The sequence below is a fragment of the Laedolimicola intestinihominis genome, from assembly GCF_040096155.1.
In the GTDB taxonomy this organism is placed as follows: domain Bacteria; phylum Bacillota; class Clostridia; order Lachnospirales; family Lachnospiraceae; genus Laedolimicola; species Laedolimicola intestinihominis.
On sequence record NZ_JBBMFE010000007.1, the window covers coordinates 151,472 to 171,620 of the forward strand.

The window sequence follows — 20,149 nt, forward strand, 5'->3', positions numbered from 1 at the left end:
TTAAGAATCGAGGAGGTGAAGTATGCAGAATTCAACAAATATGCGGATACTGGAATTACTCCGGTTTCTCTATGAGCGGACCGATGAAAACCATCCCGCCACAGTATCTGACATCATTGCCCATCTGAATGGAAAAGGAATTCAGGCAGTGCGGCAGACTGTTTACGCAGATACCAATGCGCTGATCGATGCGGGGATTGATATTGTGGTGGTTAAGAGTACCCAAAACCAATATTTTATGGGAAACCGCCTGTTTGAGTATCCAGAACTGAAAATGCTGACAGACGCAGTAGCATCCTCGAAGATCATTTCTGCCAAGAAGTCTGAGGAGCTGGTGCAGAAATTATGCCGTCTGACCAGTCTACATCAGGCAAAGCAGCTTCAAAAATTTGCTGCTTTATCCAGCCGTGTCAAACCGCATAATGAAAAGGTTTACTACATCATTGACAATATCCAAACAGCGATTGGAAACCATCAGCAAATTCGGTTCCAATACTATGAATATACTCAAGAAAAAAAGAAAATCTTAAAGCATGATGGATATTATTATGTCGTAAATCCTTATGCGCTTGAATGGAAAAATGACCATTACTATTTGATTGGATTTTCTCTGAAGCATCAGAAAATTGCTCACTTCCGTGTAGATCGGCTAACAAGTGTAGAAAATCTGGAAACTTACTTTATGCCGATAGAGGGATTTGATGTAGCCTCCTATACAAATAAAATGGTTGATATGTTTACATCGGAGTCATCGAAGGAAGTAACCCTTCTATGTGAAAACGAATTGATGAGAGTAATCATAGATCATTATGGAGAAGATGCTGCTGTTGATAGGTATGATGATACACACTTCACAGCCAAAATTGAAGTGAACCCCAGTGGAACTTTTTATGGCTGGATATTCAAATTCAAAGGGAAAATAAAAATTCTCTCTCCCAAAGAGTGCATTACGGAAATGCAGCAAATCGCTCAGGAATTTATATAGCGCAAAAGAGGTGTTATTGATTTTTAACACCTCTTTTCAAATGAAATTTTTATCCTTGAAGTGAACAGATGTTCGATATACAATATAAGCAAGATGTTCGCAGTTCGTCGAACAAATGAGAGGTGAATGCTGTGGGCAATATAACTTTTGGATCATTTATAGCCGAGAAACGCAAGGCGCACAAATTCAATTTACGCGATACAGCCAAGCATTTGAATATTGCTTACGGCTATCTGTGTGATATTGAACAAAGCCGCCGTCCTGCACCCAATGGAGATTTTGTGGAACGCATCTCCGCCTTTCTGAATTTGGATAAATCAGAACATGAGTTGCTTTTGGATCTGGCTGCAAAATCACGCAATACAGTATCTGCTGATTTGCCAGACTATATCATGGAAAAAGATATTGTTCGGGCAGCCTTGCGTGTGGCAAAAGAAGTAGACGCTACCGATGAAGAATGGCAGACATTTATGAAAATGCTAAAGGAGCGTAAACGATAGGGGGGATAGCTTTGTCAATTCCACAAATCCGTACAGAAGCAATCGAGGCGGTAGGGCGAAAAATCCTGATGGAATATGATCCCTCTCTGCTATCCGGACAACCATGTTCTGTGCCAATCGAAACCATTATCGAGACAAAGTTTGATCTAATCCTGGAGTTTCATACACTAAGAAAAAACCCCAAGATATTAGGGGAAACAATTTTCGATGACGGTGCCGTTGTTTTATATGACCAGATACAGAGACAGTATCGAATGATTGCAGTAAGAGCCGGTACAATCTTAATTGATGAACGGCTTTGTGATCCATCAAAATTAGGGCGGCTCCGGTTTACCTGTGCCCATGAGCTGGCTCATTGGGTACTACATAAGAAGTTATACTCCGGTACTGGAGATGTTGCTGCTTATAACGGAAATGTTTCTTCCGACGAAAGTCATGGCATAATTGAGCGTCAGGCGGATACCCTGGCCTCTGCTCTGCTGATGCCTTTACCGCAGATCAAAAAATGTTTTTACCAGCTTAGAATAGGCCGGACAGATGAACAGCTCATTGCTGAAATGGCAAATATTTTTGAGGTTTCCAAGCAAGCAATGCAGATTCGTCTAAAATCCAGAAACCTGATATAACCAAATGGGAGAATAGAGAGAGGCACTGCCCTCTCTCACTCTCCTCTGCTATGCTATTTTGTACCTAATATGTTCGCAATATTGCGAACAAGGAGGGATGTTCTATGAGAAAAGAAAGCACAACAATCCAAAAATGTAACAGCAGGCTAACAGCTTTGGGGCTTAACAGCGACGCTGCGTTTCATAGAAGTAAGCTGATTCTAAAGATTTACCGTGATGTAGTCTGGGTTCTGAGTGAACGGGCAGAAGAATTACAAGAAACCGCTTGGATTATGGGAGAACAAGATATAGAGTCTGGCCTCTGCTATCTTGAAAATTTTGCACCAGATATTGAACTGCAAGCCTTTGAAGAAAAAGTTTGCTGCCTTGTTCAAAATCAAATGCTGGTCAATATTATTGACCGTGCACTCCTTCGTCTGAAACGGTATCCGGATCGAGGAGAACTTTACTATGAAATTTTGACTAAGCAATTCATCTATCGGTTTAACAGTACAGAGAAAGAATTGCTGGAAGAACTAAATATAGAACGCAGTGTCTTTTATGACCGAAAACGAGAAGCCATCTATTTATTTTCTGTTTGCTTGTTTGGATATTCTATTCCAGAAGTCCTGGAGGAGCTGCCCCGACTAAATTCCGACTAAATCCCGACAAATCCCCGACCTAATCCCTACTCCCTTCCGACTTCCGACCTGCTATACTTGGTATAGTGGCAGGAATGCGCTAAATTGAATACTTTTCTACATAAGGCCCGGCATTAACCGGGCTTTTTTCATTCCTGCTGCAATATGGCGGCAGGAACATGGCTGGAGGTGAAAACACTTCCGGCCTTTTTCTTTGCCCGGTATTAGGAGGCCGGTATGCGCTGGGAGGCGTACATAGCAAAATATCCATGACACCGTTCAAATTCGCTGTCTACCAAGAATTTGAACGGAGGAAAGGATATGACGAGAGTATTCATTTGGAAAAATAACAGCCCACAGGAATGGGAGGAAATCAGTTTTTCAGCGTTCAGTAAGGCACGCCGCAATGGTTGCTTTACTGGGCGCTTTTTTGTTGAAACAGTCAAAATGTTCCGTGATGAAGATGACCGCATTATCATGGAATGTTCTCGCAAAGATTTTGAAAAATACCAGCAGGAGGACCGCCACAGCCGCTATCTCCAGGAACATGAGAAAAGTTGCTCTATATTCCCGGCTTCTCATGTGGGAGATCGTGACGGCACAGAGGAAGGTTATCAGGATACAGATTTGTTTGTGGATGAATCTGTTGATACTGCGGAACAAGCTATTCAGAATTTACTCCTTGAGGATTTACACCAAGCTCTATTGAAACTGAGTCCGGCAGAACGAGATTTTATATTGTCCTATTATGAAATGAAGATACCAAATGCAACTTGTTTAGCCCAACGATATGGTATTACTCGGCAAGCCGCAGATAAGCGATTGAAAAAAATCGAAGAAAAAATAAAAAAGTTGGTTGCGATTTTCTAAAAAAGTGGCAGTAGCAAGTGAGAGGGAAATCCTTTCACTTGCACCTTGACAACCTCATATACGAATCATTAAGTTTGATCCTCTTTGGGCGTAATAGCCGCTACACCAGCGGTATATTTTCTGAGAGCTGCCACTCACATAACAGGCCAACCCATTTTTGCTGTATAGATGAGTTTGCGTTTTATCAGAAATATATCAGGCTGGAATACATCGGATGGCATCCGGTCATGGCATAACAAGGAGGAAAGCTCTCTTACAGCCATAGTCCGAGCGTGATAACAACCGTCGCAGGCCATGGGTAAGACCAAACGAAGTGGAGGTGAAATTCCTGAGAAGCAGGCCAGCCATCTGCGGCTTAATGATTACCCAAGTCCCTGGGGTGTCGTGGACAAGTAAGGGATAAAACAGGCGCTAAATTGAAGGAGACTCTGTAATTTGCAGAGCCTCCTTCTTACATAATCAAATCTCAAAACATAGGAGGATGAACATGAAAGAAGATTGGATTTATAAGCGTGGGGATTTATATTATGCCAATTTGAATCCTTATTTTGGATCAGAGCAAGGCGGCACCCGTCCTGTCCTGGTTCTTCAAAACAATGTGGGGAATTTTTTCTGCCCCACTTTGATCGTAGCTCCGCTCACCAGTAAATGGATTAAGAAAAAGGAGCTGCCCACACACTATGCACTGGAGAGCGTTCCAGAGCTTGGACTGAAATCTGTTGTTCTGCTGGAGCAAATTAAAACGATTGATAAAAGGCGTGTTTTATCGTACATTGGGCGCGTATCTCGCGAAGAAATGAGAGCGATTGATGATGCTCTGCAAGTTAGTTTAGATATTCATATTCCGGAGGAAATGGAGGCTCCGTAAGGCCACTTACCGGATAAAGGAGGCGTTTTTATGTTTGAAGCAAGAATTGCGGAATTGAACCGCTTTAATGAACAAAATCCTGTCAGCTATGACAAAAGAACCTATACGGTCGATGAGATTCAGGACATTCTGGGTATCAGTCGTCCCACAGCATATAATCTGGTAAAACAGGGTGTATTCCACAGCGTCAGAGTCGGCGGTCATATCCGCATTTCCAAAAAGAGCTTTGATGACTGGCTGGATCACACAGATGAATGATTTGTCAAGGATGCCGATCTCCAAATCGACATCCTTAACTTTTTTTCTGCTTTCTCTTACAATGAGGCCATAGCAAGAAAAACTTTATAGAGGAGGCAAAAGCCATGCAGAAACAAAGAGTAAAGACCAGTATGTCTGTACCAGAGATGGGCAAAATGCTTGGGCTTGGTAAAGTAGAATCCTACTGGTTGGTTAAAAAGAACTATTTCAAAACAATTCAAGTGGCCGGACGAATGAGAGTTATGCTGGATAGCTTTGAAGATTGGTATGCCGGCCAGTTCCACTATAAAAAAGTGGATGGTACACCGCCCGGAGAGAAATGGCGGCATACTACGATGTCAGTTCCGGAAATGGCGGATCTTTTGGGGCTGAAATCTGGCACAGCTTATGACCTTGTTAAAAGGGGCTATTTTGAGACGACCTTGATTGATCGAAGAATTCGTATCATTACCAGCAGTTTTGAAGCCTGGTATCAAAAGCAAACTCATTATGTGAAAATCTCAGAAAGGAGCAATGAAAATGGCATCTATCGTGAAGCGTAAAAGCAAATATTCTGTGGTGTATGATTACACAGATGAAAACGGAAAACGCAGACAGCGTTGGGAAACCTTCAGCACAAATGCAGAAGCAAAAAAACGAAAAAAGCAAATTGAGTATGAGCAGGACTCTGGAACCTTCTTTATTCCTACGGCAAAGACCCTGAACGATCTGCTCGATGAATATATGTCCATCTATGGTGTAAATACCTGGGCAATGTCAACATATGAAAGCCGCCGTGGTCTGGCGAGAAACTACATAACTCCTATTATCGGAGATATGTTACTATCCGACATCACTCCAAGGATGATGGATAAGTATTACCGCGATCTGCTCTCTGTGAAAACGGTAAGCGTCAACAACCGCAAACCCACAAGCGAATATCTGACCCCGCATACAGTAAGAGAAATTCACAAGCTACTTCGCAGTGCCTTTAATCAGGCGGTGCGTTGGGAACTAATCAGCCGTAACCCTGTTCTGAATGCGACACTTCCCAAAGAAGAACATAAAGAACGGGATATATGGACTGCCGAAACGCTGAGCAAGGCTATGGAAGTCTGTGATGATCCTATCCTCTCCCTTGCCTTAAATCTGGCGTTCTCCTGCTCTTTACGCATTGGTGAAATGCTGGGCCTTACCTGGGACTGCATTGATATTGCACCACAGAGCATAGAAAATGGTTCAGCTTATATATTCGTCAACAAAGAGCTGCAACGGGTTACACGAGGTGCATTGGACGATTTGAGCGACAAAGGTGTTATTAAGAAGTTTCCACCTTGCATAGCCAGTACCCATACTGCTCTGGTCCTGAAAGAGCCTAAAACCAAAACCAGTATTCGCCGCGTGTACCTGCCGAAAACAGTTGCCTATATGCTGGTAGAGAGAAAAAAAGAAATTGATGAGCTGATGGATCTGTTTGGAGATGAATACATCGACAATAACCTGGTCTTTTGCTCCAGCAATGGCCGTCCGATGGAAAGTCAGGTGATTAACCGTGCTTTCAATAAACTTATCAAAGAAAACGGACTGCCTCATGTTGTGTTCCATTCTCTCCGCCACTCCAGCATCACCTACAAGCTGAAACTCAATGGCGGCGATATGAAATCCGTCCAGGGCGACTCTGGTCATGCTCAGGTAAAAATGGTTGCAGATGTCTACTCTCACATCATCGACGAGGATCGCTGCATAAACGCTCAGCGATTGGAGGAAGCATTTTACTCATCCAAGACTCCTGACCCTGTTGAAGATACAGAGCCTAAAACTGAGGATACTGCCGTCACTGAAAGTGATGAAAGTGATGCAGCGAAGATACTGGAACTGCTTAAAAATCCCGAAACTGCCGCACTGCTCAAGCAGCTGGCAAAAGCTTTATAAAGTCCCTCCCTCAGAAGAACGCCTCTCACTTTGTGAGAGGTTTTCTTCGTTTGAACCACTTTGCACAGTGACCAAACACTTTTTTTGTTAGCAAGGTTCTGAAAGCATTTTTGAGCGATGTTAGCAAATTCGCGATTTTGTTTGCAACTTCCTCTAATTCCTGCTAACAAATGTTTGCAAGTTCCTTTGGTAAAAATCGAACCTCTGACTTACCGCCTTTCTTAGCAAAAGGCCAAATCTCGTTAGCAAATGTTAGCAAACCAAGGTTTTTTGCAAAAAAGCCACAAAAGCCGCAAAAATAAGAAAAGCCGAAAACCCTGATAAATCAAAGGTTTTCGGCGTGTTTGCTGGCGTCCCTGGCGGGATTCGAACCCACGGCCTTTCGCTTAGGAGGCGAACGCTCTATCCTGCTGAGCTACAGAGACTTATATTAAATTGAGACTGGCAACGATCACTTTTCCCCGTAAGGCAGCTGGTAGAGCACAACCTTAGGAGGCGTGTGCTCTATCCAGCTGAGCTATATGGACACATGCCGTATTTCCGGGATTTGATTCCGGCTATCATCGGAAACCTGCGAGTCAGTCTTGACTGACCTCACTGGAACAGTGTACCATAAAATAAGAAAACAGACAAGGAGAAAAATGATGGAACGTGAGATTGATATGAAGGAGGTTTCCGACGGAAGGCTCTATGGTCTGCGGGATATGGTGAAGGCTGACTGCGGCGGCTGCGCAGGCTGCTCCCAGTGTTGCGAAAGCATGGGAAGCACAATTATTCTGGATCCCTACGATGTATGGCGGCTGACTGCGGGACTGCAGGTGAGCTTTGAGGCGCTTCTGCAGGACAAGCTGGAGCTGAACCTGGTGGAGGGGATTATTCTGCCGAACATGAAGACCTCCGGGGAAAATGAACGCTGTGGCTTCCTGAATGGGGAAGGGCGCTGCAGCGTTCATGCGCTGCGGCCGGGCTTCTGCCGGATCTTTCCGCTGGGCCGGTTTTATGAGAACCACAGCTTTCAGTATTTCCTGCAGGTACACGAATGTCCCAGGGAGCCGAAGCTGAAGGTAAAGGTGCAGAAATGGATCGACACGCCGGATCTGAAGCGCAATGAGAAATTCATCATTGACTGGCATTATTTCCTGAAAGACGTCACAGCGCGCCTCGGGGAACAGAATGGGGAACAGTATCAGAAAATGATAGACCTCTATATTCTGAAAAGCTTTTATCAGGAGGAATGGGAGAAGGACAGAGACTTCTATGAGCAGTTTGACGAGCGACTGACGAAGGCGAAGGAGATATTGAAAATTTCCGGGTGATGTAATAAAAAACGAGCATTCACAACGATCAGAAAATTTGTGAGTGCTCGTTTTTATTACGAATAGTGAATTTTACAGGTCCAAATCATCCCATCCGCCCCGGTCCTTCGGCGTCCGGTGATACCGGTTTTCCGAATGCTTATTTTTTGCTCCGGTTTTGGATCCGGTGAAAGAGGTGCGTCTTCCACGGGAACGTGCTCGTCTTCGATGGAGCTTCGGCAGATGAATGGAAAACCGGAAGGTCTTCATCAGATGGCGAAGCAAGCGGTAAAGCAGGAATAGAAGCAGAAGGATTCCGGCTACAATCAGAATCATCCGCACATTGATTTTGATAAAATGTGTCTGTTGAATCGGTTTTTCGGTGCCGTCCGTGTCAGCGGTTTCGTCAGAATCAGTTTCTTTATCGAATGTAAATTCCTGTAAATTATCCTTGGTAAGCGAAATATCCGCAGTTCCCACAGGTTCCTCGTTGTAAGTATAGGAGAGACTGGCAATCACGTCAGAATCCGTATTTTCATCCTGGAAGGTTAGCTCCGGAGAGGCGTCTGTAAAGGAAGCTCCGTTTGGAAGCACAATGCCTGCGTTGGTGTCGATCTGAATCAACGGCTTGGACTGACCGAAGATGGCGCTTCCGATATAGGAAGTGCCGGAACCGGCTACCGAGAAATTTGTTTCGTTTTCGGAGACATTAAACCGGGTGAAATTCTCGGAGGCATAATCCAGAAGCAGCGCTGTATCGGTGAACAGGGGTACGCCCTTCTCGCCGGTGGACTGAGTCCGCATGGTCACAACGATGAGCGTCATGCCGTTTCGTTCCGCTACAGTGACCAGAGTACCCTTGGCCACACTGGTGTTGCCGGTTTTTCCTGCAATAACCGAATCGTCCAGGTACTTTGTGACGCCTTTGTAGGGGGCAATCATATAGTGGTGATTGGTCATATAGGTGATTTCATCACGTTTATTGGTGGGCTGCATCTGGTACTTGGCCGTACCGGAGATGCGTAAGAAGTCTTCATTTTGAATGGCGGCCTTCGTAATCAGCGCCATATCGTGGGCACTGGTGTAGTGATTATCGTTGTGAAGACCATTGGCGTTGGCAAAATGAGTATTGGTGCAGCCAAGCTCCGCAGCCTTCTGATTCATCATTTCCGCAAAGGCGTCGATGGATCCGGCCACATGCTCGGCCAGGCCGTTGGCACATTCATTGGCGGACTCCAGCATCAAGGCGTAGAGGGACTGCTCCACAGTCAGCTGCTCGTCCTCAGTGGTATAGATACTGCTGCTTCCCGCGTCGATGGTGTGGGTCGCGTTATAGGAATAGGTCACAGTTTCGTCCAGCGAGCAGTTCTCCAGGGTCAGAAGCGCAGTCATGATCTTCGTAATGCTGGCCGGATAATTTTTCATATCCATATCCTTATTATAAAGGATGGCGCCGCTGGAAGCCTCCATGACGATGGCAGATTCCGCGTAGATCTGCGGCCCCTGAGGCCAACCGTCGATGGCGTTCGAGTCGATGGCCTTATTATAAGCGGCCTGGCGTTCCGCCTCCAGCTGTTCGGCGGCAGCCTTTTCAGCAGCAATCTGCTTCGCTGATTTCTTACTGGCCTTCTTTGCAGCTTCTGCGGAAACAGGGCTAAAACAGAGGGAGCCTACCAGGGAAAGGGCTATAAGACCCGTGAAAAATCTAAATTTATGTGAAAATTTCATGTGAAAACGCTCCTGTAATTAAAAATTAAAATATATCTTGAAGATAGAAAAAATTTGGTTCGTAATTGAAAATTGTAACAAATGTAAATTTAAGTATAGGCTATTTCCACTATAGGCGCAAGGGCTTCGGGAAAAAGTTTAAAATTCCTTAAGAAAAAAGTGTGTAAAATCTCTGCCGAACGGTTGACAAAGCCCGCAAAAACGGGTTATACTGGCTAATAGCGACGAAACATAAAGAAAAAGCATTGACGAAGAGAGTAGAAAAGCTCCCAAAGGCACAGAGAACCGGGGATGGTGGAAGCCCGGTGCGAGTAGGACTTTTTGAAAATCACTTCCGAGCTCCGGGCTGAAAGCGTTTTGTATCCGAAAAGCAATACCAGTAGGCTCCGGCGGGACTCCTCCGTTATGGGAGACACATGTGATGGCATGTTGTAATAAGGTGGTTTCACAGAAGCGATCGGCTTTTGTCCTGTTACAGGACAAGGGTCGTTTTTTTTTCGCGAAAGGCACAAGTCCCTTCGGACGCCGCCCCGCGAATCTGAAATTCTGGAGAACAGGGTTTTCAGTGATTTCAAAAGGAGGAAAAATCATGTACAACAAAGTATCAACCGACCTGAATTTCGTCGGCCGTGAGAAAGAGATTGAAAAGTTCTGGGATGAAAATCACATTTTCGAGAAGAGCATGGACAGCCGCAAGGAAGGCGAGACCTACACCTTCTACGACGGACCGCCTACCGCCAATGGTAAGCCCCATATCGGCCATGTGCTGACCCGTGTTATCAAGGATATGATCCCCAGATACCGCACCATGAAGGGCTATATGGTACCGAGAAAGGCCGGCTGGGATACCCACGGACTTCCGGTAGAGCTGGAGGTCGAGAAGATGCTGGGTCTGGACGGCAAGGAGCAGATCGAGCAGTACGGCCTGGATCCGTTCATCCGCAAATGTAAAGAGAGCGTCTGGAAATACAAGGGCATGTGGGAGGATTTCTCCGGCACCGTAGGCTTCTGGGCTGACATGGAGCATCCGTTTGTCACATACGATGACAACTACATCGAGTCCGAGTGGTGGGCGCTGAAGGAGATCTGGAAGAAGGGCCTGCTGTACAAGGGCTTCAAGATCGTTCCCTACTGCCCGCGTTGCGGAACCCCCCTTTCCAGCCATGAGGTAGCCCAGGGCTACAAGCAGGTGAAGGAGCGCTCCGCCATCGTCCGCTTCAAGGTAAAGGATGAGGACGCGTACTTCCTGGCATGGACCACCACCCCCTGGACCCTGCCGTCCAACGTGGGTCTGTGCATGAACCCCAGCGACACCTACGTAAAGGTCAAGGCAGCAGACGGCTACACCTACTACCTGGCAGAGGCCCTGGCAGACAAGGTGCTGGGCGGTCTCGCAGAGGAAGGCAAGCCCGCCTACGAGGTTCTGGGAAAATATGTCGGAAAAGACCTGGAGTACAAGGAGTACGAGCCGCTGTTTGCCTGCGCCGGAGAGGCAGCCGCAAAGCAGCATAAGAAAGGTTTCTATGTAACCGTAGACAACTATGTCAGCATGTCCGATGGTACCGGTATCGTTCATATCGCGCCGGCCTTCGGTGAGGACGACGGACGCGTGGGCCGCAACTACGACCTGCCCTTCGTACAGTTCGTGGACGGCAAGGGTAACATGACCGCCGAGACGCCGTATGCAGGTATGTTTGTAAAGAAGGCTGACCCCGAAGTCCTGAAGGATCTGGACGCAGAGGGCAAGCTTTTCGACGCGCCCAAGTTCGAGCATGATTATCCGTTCTGTTGGCGCTGCGACACACCGCTTATCTACTACGCGCGTGAGTCCTGGTTCATCAAAATGACCGCGGTAAAGGATGACCTGATCCGCAATAACAATACCATCAACTGGATCCCGGAGAGCATCGGTAAGGGACGTTTCGGCGACTGGCTGGAGAACATTCAGGACTGGGGCGTAAGCCGTAACCGTTACTGGGGAACTCCGCTGAACATCTGGGAGTGTGAAGGCTGCGGACACCAGGAGTCCATCGGAAGCCGCGAGGAACTCTATGAGATGAGTGGCGACGAGAACGCGAAGACCGTCGAGTTCCATCGTCCGTACATTGACCAGATCACCATGAAATGCCCCTGCTGTGGCAAGACCATGCGCCGCGTACCGGAGGTACTGGACTGCTGGTTCGACTCCGGAGCGATGCCCTTCGCGCAGCATCATTACCCGTTTGAAAATCAGGAGCTGTTCCATCAGCAGTTCCCGGCACAGTTTATCTCCGAGGCCGTAGATCAGACCCGAGGCTGGTTCTACTCCCTGCTGGCAGAGTCCACGCTTCTGTTCAACAAGGCTCCTTACGAGAACGTCATCGTTCTGGGCCATGTACAGGATGAGAACGGCCAGAAGATGAGTAAGTCCAAGGGAAATGCGGTAGATCCCTTTGACGCCCTGGATAAATACGGCGCAGACGCCATCCGCTGGTATTTCTACATCAACAGCGCGCCCTGGCTGCCCAACCGTTTCCACGGAAAGGCCGTACAGGAAGGACAGCGTAAATTCATGGGTACCCTTTGGAACACCTATGCGTTCTTCGTGCTGTATGCCAACATTGACGAATTTGACGCAACGAAGTATGAGCTGAATTATGATTCCCTGAGTGTCATGGACAAATGGCTTCTGTCCAAGCTGAACACCGTAGTAGGCGAGGTAGACGATAACCTGAACAATTACCGGATCCCGGAGGCAGCAAGAGCCCTTCAGGAGTTCGTGGACGATATGTCCAACTGGTATGTACGCCGCAGCCGTGAGCGTTTCTGGGCAAAGGGCATGGAGCAGGATAAGATCAATGCTTATATGACCCTGTATACCTCCCTGGTAACCATTTCCAAGGCGGCAGCGCCCATGGTACCCTTCATGACAGAAGAAATTTACCAGAATCTGGTAAGAAGCATCGACAAGGACGCTCCCGAGAGCATCCATCTGTGCGACTTCCCGACTGTAAACAAGGCATGGATCAACGAAGAGCTGGAGCGCGATATGGACGAGGTTCTGAAGATCGTTGTGATGGGCCGTGCGTGCCGTAACACCGCGAACATCAAGAACCGTCAGCCCATTGCCCAGATGTATGTAAAGGCGCCCTACAAGCTGGCTGAGTACTACTGCGAGATCATCGAGGATGAGCTGAATGTGAAGAAGGTAGACTTCACCGACGACGTCCGCGCATTTACCACATACAGCTTCAAGCCGCAGCTGAAGACCGTAGGACCCAAGTATGGAAAGTGCCTGAACGGCATCCGCCAGCACCTGTCTGAGGTGGACGGCAATACCGCCATGGACGAGCTGAAGGAGAAGGGAAGTCTTACATTTGACGTAAATGGTACAAATGTGGTATTATCGGAGGAGGATCTGCTGATCGACATGGCACAGACCGAAGGCTTCGTATCCGACGGTGACAATACCATCACCGTAGTGCTGGACACCAAGCTCACGCCGGAACTGATCGAGGAGGGCTTTGTCCGCGAGATTATCAGCAAGGTGCAGACCATGCGTAAAGAGGCAGATTTCCAGGTAACCGACAAGATTGTGATTTCCTGCAAGGGCAATGAGAAGATCGAACAGCTTATCAAGGCCAATGCGGATCAGATCAAGTCCGAGGTTCTGGCAGTGGATGTGAAGTTCGACGAGGCCAATGGCTACGTGAAGGACTGGAGTATCAACGGCGAGAATGTTACCATGGGCGTAGAGCGCGCGTAAGCGCGTTCTGGTCTTGCAGCACGAAATGATGCGGACAGCATAATTTCTGTGCATTGCGAAGCGTGTCACTGTGAACGGAGTGAACAGTGATAAACGGTATCAAAGAGGAGGAAACTATTATGAGTAAGAGACCCTTTGACAAGGAACTCTTTAAGAGAAGCGTAGTTTACAACGTGAAGACTCTGTACCGGACACCCATTGAAGAGGCAACACAGCACCAGATTTTTCATGCGGTAGCGTTGGCTACCAAGGACGCGATCATCGATGCATGGATTGCGACCCAGGAGCAGATGAAAAAGCAGGATCCGAAGATCGTGTATTACATGTCCATGGAATTTTTGATGGGCCGTGCTCTTGGCAATAACCTGATTAACCTGACCTATTATGACGAAGTAAAGGAAGCTCTGGAGGAGCTGGGCTGCGATCTGAACGTGATCGAGGATCAGGAGCCGGACGCAGCTCTGGGAAATGGCGGTCTGGGAAGACTGGCAGCCTGCTTCCTGGATTCTCTGGCAACCCTGGGCTATGCGGCATACGGCTGCGGTATCCGTTACCGCTATGGTATGTTCAAGCAGAAAATTGAGAACGGCTATCAGAAAGAGATTCCCGACGACTGGCTTGTGGATGGCAATCCCTTCGAGCTCCGCCGTCCGGAGTACGCGAAGATCGTCAAGTTCGGCGGCTATGTAGATGTAGAAGTCGATCAGAACGGCAAGAACCATTTTATCCAGAAGGGCTATCAGGCCGTACGCGCTATCCCCTGCGACCTTCCGGTAGTAGGCTATGGCAATAACGTAGTAAATACCCTTCGTATCTGGGACGCAGAGGCCATGAATACCTTCCGTCTGGACGCCTTCGACAAGGGCGATTATCAGCAGGCCGTAGAGGAAGAGAACCTGGCGAAGCTGCTGGTAGAGGTTCTGTACCCCAACGACAACCATATGGCAGGCAAGGAGCTGCGTCTGAAGCAGCAGTATTTCTTTATCTCCGCCAGCGTGCAGGAGGCCATTGCCCGTTATAAGAGAAACCATGACGACATCCGTAAGTTTTACGAGAAGGCGGCGTTCCAGCTGAACGATACCCATCCGACCGTGGCGGTAGCCGAGCTGATGCGTATCCTCATCGACGAGGAAGGCCTGGAGTGGGACGAGGCATGGGAGGTCACCACTAAGACCTGCGCTTATACCAACCACACCATCATGGCAGAGGCCCTTGAGAAATGGCCCATCGAGCTGTTCTCCCGTCTGCTTCCCCGTGTATATCAGATCGTGGAGGAGATCAACCGTCGTTTTGTACTGGATATCCAGGCAAAATATCCGGGCGATCAGGAGAAGATCCGCAAGATGGCTATCATTTATGACGGACAGGTTAAGATGGCGCATCTGGCTATCGCAGCAGGCCATTCCGTAAACGGCGTAGCGAGACTGCATACAGAGATCCTGAAAAAGCAGGAGCTGAAGGATTTCTACGAGATGATGCCGGAGAAGTTCAACAACAAGACCAACGGTATCACCCAGCGTCGTTTCCTGCTTCACGGCAATCCGCTGCTGGCTCAGTGGGTGACCGACCACATCGGCGACGAGTGGATCACCGACCTGTCCCAGATCAGTAAGCTGAAGGTTTACGCAGACGACGAGAAGGCGCAGCAGGAGTTCATGAACATCAAGTATCAGAACAAGGTGCGTCTGGCAAAATACATCCAGGAGCACAACGGCGTCACCGTAGACCCGCGCTCTATCTTCGATGTACAGGTGAAGAGACTGCATGAGTACAAGCGTCAGCTGCTGAACATCCTGCATGTGATGTATCTGTACAATAAGATCAAAGAGCATCCGGATATGGAATTCTATCCGAGAACCTTTATCTTCGGCGCCAAGGCTGCAGCAGGCTACCGCCGCGCGAAGCTGACCATCAAGCTTATCAACTCCGTGGCAGACGTGATCAACAACGACGCGTCCATTAACGGCAAGCTGAAGGTGGTATTTATTGAGGATTACCGTGTCTCCAACGCGGAGCTGATCTTCGCGGCTGCAGATGTATCCGAGCAGATTTCCACCGCCAGCAAGGAGGCATCCGGTACCGGTAACATGAAGTTCATGCTGAACGGAGCCCTGACCATCGGAACCATGGACGGTGCAAATGTGGAAATGGTAGAAGAGATGGGTGAGGAGAACGCCTTTATCTTCGGTCTGAGCGCAGACGAGGTTATCAATTATGAGCAGCATGGTGGCTACAACCCCATGGACATCTTCAATTCCGATCAGGATATCCGTCACGTGCTGATGCAGCTGATCAATGGTTATTACGCACCTCAGGATCCGGAGCTGTTCCGGGATCTGTATGATTCCCTGTTGAACACCAACAACAGCGATCGGGCAGATACCTACTTTATCCTGAAGGATTTCCGGTCCTATGCAGAGACACACGCGAAGATTGAGGCTGTATACCGGGATGAGAAGCAGTGGGCGAAGAAAGCCCTCTGGAACACCGCATGCAGCGGCAAGTTCTCTTCCGACCGCACCATCCAGGAGTACGTAGACGACATCTGGCATCTGGATAAGATGACCGTAGAGCTTCCGAAGGAAGACGAGCCGGTTAAGGACAAGGCCAAAGCAAAATAAAACAGTTTTTTCAAAGGGGCAGACGTTTTCGGGCGTCTGTCCTTTTTGCGCTCCGTCGGTTGCAAAATGGGGTGAAATCGTGTATGGTTAAGAAAAAGGGGGTCAGGCTTATGTACAATGAACATCAGAAACCTTACCATATCGGATTTATCAATGAAGTCGGGGCGCGCTACGCCATCCTGCCGGGCGATCCGGGGCGAGTGGAGAAAATCGCCGCGCACCTTGCAAACCCGCGGTTTGTGGCACAGAACCGGGAATACACCACCTGGGTGGGCGAGATTGAGGGGAAACCAGTATATGTTATGTCAACTGGTATGGGCGGTCCCTCAGCGGCCATCGGAATCGAAGAGCTGCATCAGATTGGCGTGGATACGGTTATCCGCATCGGCACCTGCGGCGGCATGGCCCTGCCGGTGAAGGGCGGCGATCTGGTGGTGGCTACCGGAGCCATCCGCATGGAAGGCACCTCCAAGGAGTACGTGCCAGTGGAATTTCCGGCCATCGCCCATCTGGATGTGACCAATGCGCTGGTAAACAGCGCAAAGGAGCTGGGCCATACGTATCACGCGGGCGTGGTTCAGTGCAAGGATTCCTTCTACGGTCAGCATAGCCCGGAACGGATGCCGGCAGGCTACGAGCTCATGAGCAAATGGGACGCCTGGATCAAGGCAGGCTGCCTGGCTTCGGAGATGGAGAGCGCGGCGGTCTTCATCGTGTCGCAGATCCTGGGCATGCGCGCGGGCTGCGTGCTGAATGTGCTCTGGAACCAGGAGCGCAGGAAACAGGGGATGGATGACACGGAAAGCCAGGACATGACGGCGGCGATTCAGGTGAGCGTCGAAGCCATTCGGAAATTGATTCTTGCGGACAAAGAAAATTAAGTTATGTAAACTATGCGAAAGCAGGCCGGAATCCCCGGTCTGCTTTTTCGTGGCCTCGCATAAGCTGTAGAATGAGAGAAAAAATAAAGACAGCGGCTTCGATTCTGATTATATTGATATTACTGCCCTATGTGGCTGTGGTGCTCTGCACCGGCGAGCTGGCGGGTGGGCAGACGGAGCCTGCGGAAGGCAACCTGGAGCGCTGTGTGGCGCAGATACTGCCCATGCAAATATCCGTGACCTATGAGACCGAGGCGTTGAAGGCTCAGGCGGTGGTGATTCGGACGAATCTTTTGCGGGCGGCCATGGAATATTATGAAGCGGCGGATTGGCAGCAGGCGGCAGAGGCCATCCGGGAGGAGGATTTGGCAGCGCTGGGCTTTACGGTCTGCACAGAAGGCGAGGCAGAAAAGCTCTGGAGCTATGAAAACCGTCAGCGATACCTGGAAAAATGCCGGACGGCGGCAGAGGAGACTGCCGGACAGGTGCTGGCTCTGGAAGGGGAACTGAAAGATCTGCCCTACCATGCAGTTAGCGCCGGAAAGACCAGAGAGGGCGGCGCATTGGGAGAGGGTTATACCTATCTTACTTCGGCGGACTGCGCGGGCGATGTGGAGTCGGCGGATTATCTGCAGATTTTTTATTTCCCGGAGCTGGAGCTGCCGGTGATTGAAAGCCGGGACAGCGCCGGATACGTGCTGACGGTGCGGCTGGGGGATGAGACACTGACCGGCGAAGCCTTCCGGTTCCGATATGAGCTGAATTCCAGCTGTTTCACGGCGGAGGAGACGGACCAGGGCGTGCGCATCGTCACCCGGGGACTGGGCCACGGCTTTGGCATGAGCCTGTATACAGCTGGGCGGATGGCGCTGGAGGGGCGAACCTACCGGGAAATTTTGTCTTATTTTTATAAAAATCTGGATTGTATAAGCTTTACCGAAAATGGCTATGCTAGGGATAGCACTTAAAAAGCGGAATCATATCATAGAGGTGAAGTTTATGACAACAAAAAAGAAACGGCAGACGAGCCCGGCGGGAAGGCGGATGGCCACAGTGGCGCTGAGCCTATGTCTTCTGGCGGGCGTGACTTTGTTTGGCATGTACACAGTGGGTAAGACCGAGGAGCAGCAGCGGAGGCTGGAGCAGGAGGTGGCAGACGCGGAAAAAGCGGCGCAGGCCCGGCAGCAGGAGGTGGCGGCGAAAGCCGCCCGGGAGCAGAAGGCAGCGGAGGCCGAGCGGCAGGCGGCTTCGGGAAGCGCCAGCCGGGACCGGACCGGTGAGAGCGCAGCGGAGACCGCGCAGGTCGAAGGCTCAGAGACAGCCGAGACAGACAACGCCGAGTTGGAGGGCGAATACGCGGAAATCAGTGTGGACGAGCCGGTGATCATTGAGGCAAACGCAGGCGCGGAAGCGCCGCCCCTGTCATTCTCGGCCGAGACGGATCAGCTTCTCTGGCCCATTGCCGGCAATATTCTGATGGATTACAGCATGGACAAGACAGTCTATTTTTCGACGCTTGATCAGTATAAGTACAATCCGGCTATTATAATAGAAGGAAGTGTAGATCAAAATGTTTTGAGCGCAGCCAGCGGAAAGGTAATTTCTATTGAAAATGTGGATGAGACCGGCACGACCATCACCATGGATATCGGCAGCGGTTACCAGGTTATTTACGGGCAGATCAAAGAACCGGCCGTGCAGCAGGGCGACTACGTGCAGGCCGGGGCTCTGATAGGCTATGTGGCGGAGCCTACCCGCTTTTACAGTAAAGAGGGCAGTAACCTGTATTTTCAGGTGCTGAAGGATGGGGAAAGTATCAATCCTAAAGAATTGCTCCCATAAATTACTTTTGTACACTTTCTGTAGTGGGTGCTTCATGCTGCTCCGAAGGTACTCCTATCGTATAGAGTAAATTTGCATCGGATTCAATAAGCCGTTCCTTCTGAGGGCGGCTTAATTTTTTGATGGCGCATTCTCGTTTCATGGCCTCCTCTTTCGTCTCAAAGATCTCATAGTAAGCCAGCTCCACAGGCCGGTGCGCTTTCGTATATTTGGCGCCGCGGCCTGCGTTGTGATCCGCCACGCGTTTATTCAGATGGTTGGTCCAGCCGGTGTAGAGCGAGCCGTCGCCGCACCGGAGGATGTAGGTGTAGTTCATAAAAAACTCCCTCGCATATAATAGAAGCTGTTGTGAGTCTTTCTTATTATACGCGAAGGAGTTCTTTTATGCAAATTTTACAACCCAATCGGCATCTTTGCCACAAATACATACATCATAATAAAATGACAGATACTCCCGCCCATTACAAACAGATGGAAAATCTCATGGGAGCCAAAATACTTATGTCTGGCGTTAAACAGCGGCAGCTTCAGCGCGTAGATAATACCGCCCACCGTGTAAATGATGCCGCCCGCCAGCAGCCAGCCGAAGGCCGCCGGTGACAGGGCGTTCAGAATCTGCGTGAAAGCCAGCACGCACACCCAGCCCATGGCGATATACAGCACCGAGGAAAACCATTTGGGGCAGGTGATCCAGAACAGCTTCAGGATAATGCCGGCGATGGCGATGCCCCAGACGATGGCGCAGAGGGTATACCCTACCTTGCCGCCTAGCACAATCAGGCACACCGGCGTATAGGAGCCTGCGATCAGCATAAAGATCATGCAGTGATCGATTTTCCGCAGGATGCGGTTGGTTCGTTCGGACAGGTTCAGCGTGTGATAGGTGGTGCTGGCCGCGTACAGCAGAATCATGCTGATGATAAAAATGCTTAAGGAAATGAGATGGATCTTATCGGGATTGCTGGCCGCCCGAATTAAGAGCGGCGTCGCCGCAAAGGCAGCCATCAGCATGCCGATAAAATGAGTAATCGCGCTTCCCGGATCTTTGATTTCAAATTTCATGGTAACAACCCCTTTCGTTTAGCTATAATATGAATACGGTTTTTAATAATTCCATATGTAGTATTTAAAACTATGTGTAACTATATTCATATTATATGCGGAAAATGAAAAAAGTCAAGGGGATTTTTACATGCCCGGAAGGTAGTGAGGCTATAAGGCATGCCAGTTCGATTCCGCTGCGCTGCATCTCACTGTCGGGCTGGCGCCCTATAAAAATGTAAAAAAATGGCCCAGAGTGAGCAAGCTCCCTCTGAACCATTTCCTTACATTTTTGCATACCCTGAAGGTAGTGAGGCTATAAGGCATGCCAGTTCGATTCCGCTGCGCTGCATCTCAC

Annotated in this window: 18 protein-coding genes and 1 tRNA gene; 15 read left to right on the forward strand and 4 right to left on the reverse strand. The window is 49.1% G+C overall.

Going from position 1 to position 20,149, the window contains the following annotated elements; all coding sequences use genetic code 11:
* Positions 1 to 22 precede the first annotated feature (22 nt).
* The 9 genes from WMO29_RS09490 to WMO29_RS09530 all read left to right on the forward strand — a co-directional run bounded on the left by WMO29_RS09490 (position 23) and on the right by WMO29_RS09530 (position 6,638).
* Complete coding sequence (locus WMO29_RS09490) at positions 23 to 985, forward strand: helix-turn-helix transcriptional regulator (protein ID WP_006773000.1); 963 nt, start codon at positions 23 to 25, stop codon at positions 983 to 985.
* A gap of 131 nt (positions 986 to 1,116) precedes the next feature.
* On the forward strand, positions 1,117 to 1,485 hold the full coding sequence (locus WMO29_RS09495) for a helix-turn-helix domain-containing protein (RefSeq protein ID WP_002569119.1): 369 nt from the start codon (positions 1,117 to 1,119) through the stop codon (positions 1,483 to 1,485).
* 11 nt (positions 1,486 to 1,496) lie between these two features.
* Entirely contained in the window at positions 1,497 to 2,111 is a 615-nt protein-coding gene (locus WMO29_RS09500; RefSeq protein ID WP_141267637.1) for an ImmA/IrrE family metallo-endopeptidase, read from the forward strand.
* A gap of 104 nt (positions 2,112 to 2,215) precedes the next feature.
* On the forward strand, positions 2,216 to 2,752 hold the full coding sequence (locus WMO29_RS09505; protein ID WP_002569117.1) for a hypothetical protein: 537 nt from the start codon (positions 2,216 to 2,218) through the stop codon (positions 2,750 to 2,752).
* 300 nt (positions 2,753 to 3,052) lie between these two features.
* On the forward strand, positions 3,053 to 3,601 hold the full coding sequence (locus WMO29_RS09510) for a sigma-70 family RNA polymerase sigma factor (protein WP_024739394.1): 549 nt from the start codon (positions 3,053 to 3,055) through the stop codon (positions 3,599 to 3,601).
* Between the two features lie 487 nt (positions 3,602 to 4,088).
* Complete coding sequence (locus tag WMO29_RS09515) at positions 4,089 to 4,469, forward strand: type II toxin-antitoxin system PemK/MazF family toxin (protein ID WP_002569115.1); 381 nt, start codon at positions 4,089 to 4,091, stop codon at positions 4,467 to 4,469.
* 30 nt (positions 4,470 to 4,499) lie between these two features.
* Positions 4,500 to 4,727, forward strand: a complete 228-nt coding sequence (locus WMO29_RS09520) for a helix-turn-helix domain-containing protein (RefSeq protein ID WP_002589006.1) — start codon at positions 4,500 to 4,502, stop codon at positions 4,725 to 4,727.
* Positions 4,728 to 4,831: 104 nt separating this feature from the next.
* Positions 4,832 to 5,269: a helix-turn-helix domain-containing protein gene (locus WMO29_RS09525; RefSeq protein WP_002569113.1), complete on the forward strand. Its 438-nt coding sequence runs from the start codon at positions 4,832 to 4,834 to the stop codon at positions 5,267 to 5,269.
* On the forward strand, positions 5,247 to 6,638 hold the full coding sequence (locus WMO29_RS09530; RefSeq protein ID WP_141267641.1) for a tyrosine-type recombinase/integrase: 1,392 nt from the start codon (positions 5,247 to 5,249) through the stop codon (positions 6,636 to 6,638). The genes WMO29_RS09525 and WMO29_RS09530 overlap by 23 nt, the downstream gene beginning before the upstream one ends.
* A gap of 348 nt (positions 6,639 to 6,986) precedes the next feature.
* Here the strand turns inward: WMO29_RS09530 and WMO29_RS09535 are convergent.
* A tRNA-Arg gene (locus WMO29_RS09535) sits at positions 6,987 to 7,063 on the reverse strand.
* 219 nt (positions 7,064 to 7,282) lie between these two features.
* Here WMO29_RS09535 and WMO29_RS09540 point away from each other — a divergent pair.
* Positions 7,283 to 7,954 (forward strand): YkgJ family cysteine cluster protein, encoded by a 672-nt coding sequence (locus WMO29_RS09540; RefSeq protein ID WP_349164593.1) that lies wholly within the window; start codon positions 7,283 to 7,285, stop codon positions 7,952 to 7,954.
* Between the two features lie 72 nt (positions 7,955 to 8,026).
* Here the strand turns inward: WMO29_RS09540 and WMO29_RS09545 are convergent, their stop codons facing one another.
* Positions 8,027 to 9,661, reverse strand: a complete 1,635-nt coding sequence (locus WMO29_RS09545; RefSeq protein ID WP_349164594.1) for a D-alanyl-D-alanine carboxypeptidase family protein — start codon at positions 9,659 to 9,661, stop codon at positions 8,027 to 8,029.
* 589 nt (positions 9,662 to 10,250) lie between these two features.
* Here WMO29_RS09545 and ileS point away from each other — a divergent pair.
* From ileS to WMO29_RS09570, 5 genes are all read left to right on the forward strand, one after another.
* The gene (ileS, locus tag WMO29_RS09550) at positions 10,251 to 13,406 is read left to right on the forward strand and encodes an isoleucine--tRNA ligase (RefSeq protein ID WP_349164595.1); all 3,156 of its coding nucleotides are present in this window, start codon (positions 10,251 to 10,253) and stop codon (positions 13,404 to 13,406) included.
* A 119-nt stretch (positions 13,407 to 13,525) separates the two neighbouring features.
* A complete protein-coding gene (locus WMO29_RS09555; protein ID WP_349164596.1) occupies positions 13,526 to 16,027 on the forward strand; it encodes a glycogen/starch/alpha-glucan phosphorylase in 2,502 nt (833 codons plus the stop codon).
* Between the two features lie 110 nt (positions 16,028 to 16,137).
* Positions 16,138 to 16,908: a uridine phosphorylase gene (gene udp, locus WMO29_RS09560; protein WP_349164597.1), complete on the forward strand. Its 771-nt coding sequence runs from the start codon at positions 16,138 to 16,140 to the stop codon at positions 16,906 to 16,908.
* A gap of 71 nt (positions 16,909 to 16,979) precedes the next feature.
* Entirely contained in the window at positions 16,980 to 17,876 is an 897-nt protein-coding gene (locus WMO29_RS09565) for a SpoIID/LytB domain-containing protein (RefSeq protein WP_178038966.1), read from the forward strand.
* 31 nt (positions 17,877 to 17,907) lie between these two features.
* Positions 17,908 to 18,750, forward strand: a complete 843-nt coding sequence (locus WMO29_RS09570; RefSeq protein WP_349164598.1) for a peptidoglycan DD-metalloendopeptidase family protein — start codon at positions 17,908 to 17,910, stop codon at positions 18,748 to 18,750.
* 1 nt (position 18,751) lies between these two features.
* Here the strand turns inward: WMO29_RS09570 and WMO29_RS09575 are convergent, their stop codons facing one another.
* Together WMO29_RS09575 and trhA are read right to left on the reverse strand one after the other, a co-directional pair.
* Positions 18,752 to 19,066, reverse strand: a complete 315-nt coding sequence (locus WMO29_RS09575) for a GIY-YIG nuclease family protein (protein ID WP_178038967.1) — start codon at positions 19,064 to 19,066, stop codon at positions 18,752 to 18,754.
* Between the two features lie 77 nt (positions 19,067 to 19,143).
* The gene (gene trhA, locus WMO29_RS09580; RefSeq protein WP_178038968.1) at positions 19,144 to 19,812 is read right to left on the reverse strand and encodes a PAQR family membrane homeostasis protein TrhA; all 669 of its coding nucleotides are present in this window, start codon (positions 19,810 to 19,812) and stop codon (positions 19,144 to 19,146) included.
* Positions 19,813 to 20,149 lie beyond the last annotated feature (337 nt).

Excerpts from the sequence above, each read along its gene's own strand:
- WMO29_RS09510 (WP_024739394.1), top strand. The coding sequence starts at position 3,053 with ATGACGAGAGTATTCATTTGGAAAAATAACAGCCCACAGGAATGGGAG.
- trhA (WP_178038968.1), bottom strand. The coding sequence starts at position 19,812 with ATGAAATTTGAAATCAAAGATCCGGGAAGCGCGATTACTCATTTTATC.
- ileS (WP_349164595.1), top strand. The coding sequence starts at position 10,251 with ATGTACAACAAAGTATCAACCGACCTGAATTTCGTCGGCCGTGAGAAA.
- udp (WP_349164597.1), top strand. The coding sequence starts at position 16,138 with ATGTACAATGAACATCAGAAACCTTACCATATCGGATTTATCAATGAA.
- WMO29_RS09575 (WP_178038967.1), bottom strand. The coding sequence starts at position 19,066 with ATGAACTACACCTACATCCTCCGGTGCGGCGACGGCTCGCTCTACACC.
- WMO29_RS09530 (WP_141267641.1), top strand. The coding sequence starts at position 5,247 with ATGGCATCTATCGTGAAGCGTAAAAGCAAATATTCTGTGGTGTATGAT.
- WMO29_RS09505 (WP_002569117.1), top strand. The coding sequence starts at position 2,216 with ATGAGAAAAGAAAGCACAACAATCCAAAAATGTAACAGCAGGCTAACA.
- WMO29_RS09520 (WP_002589006.1), top strand. The coding sequence starts at position 4,500 with ATGTTTGAAGCAAGAATTGCGGAATTGAACCGCTTTAATGAACAAAAT.
- WMO29_RS09525 (WP_002569113.1), top strand. The coding sequence starts at position 4,832 with ATGCAGAAACAAAGAGTAAAGACCAGTATGTCTGTACCAGAGATGGGC.
- WMO29_RS09570 (WP_349164598.1), top strand. The coding sequence starts at position 17,908 with ATGACAACAAAAAAGAAACGGCAGACGAGCCCGGCGGGAAGGCGGATG.
- WMO29_RS09490 (WP_006773000.1), top strand. The coding sequence starts at position 23 with ATGCAGAATTCAACAAATATGCGGATACTGGAATTACTCCGGTTTCTC.
- WMO29_RS09545 (WP_349164594.1), bottom strand. The coding sequence starts at position 9,661 with ATGAAATTTTCACATAAATTTAGATTTTTCACGGGTCTTATAGCCCTT.
- WMO29_RS09515 (WP_002569115.1), top strand. The coding sequence starts at position 4,089 with ATGAAAGAAGATTGGATTTATAAGCGTGGGGATTTATATTATGCCAAT.
- WMO29_RS09540 (WP_349164593.1), top strand. The coding sequence starts at position 7,283 with ATGGAACGTGAGATTGATATGAAGGAGGTTTCCGACGGAAGGCTCTAT.
- WMO29_RS09555 (WP_349164596.1), top strand. The coding sequence starts at position 13,526 with ATGAGTAAGAGACCCTTTGACAAGGAACTCTTTAAGAGAAGCGTAGTT.
- WMO29_RS09565 (WP_178038966.1), top strand. The coding sequence starts at position 16,980 with ATGAGAGAAAAAATAAAGACAGCGGCTTCGATTCTGATTATATTGATA.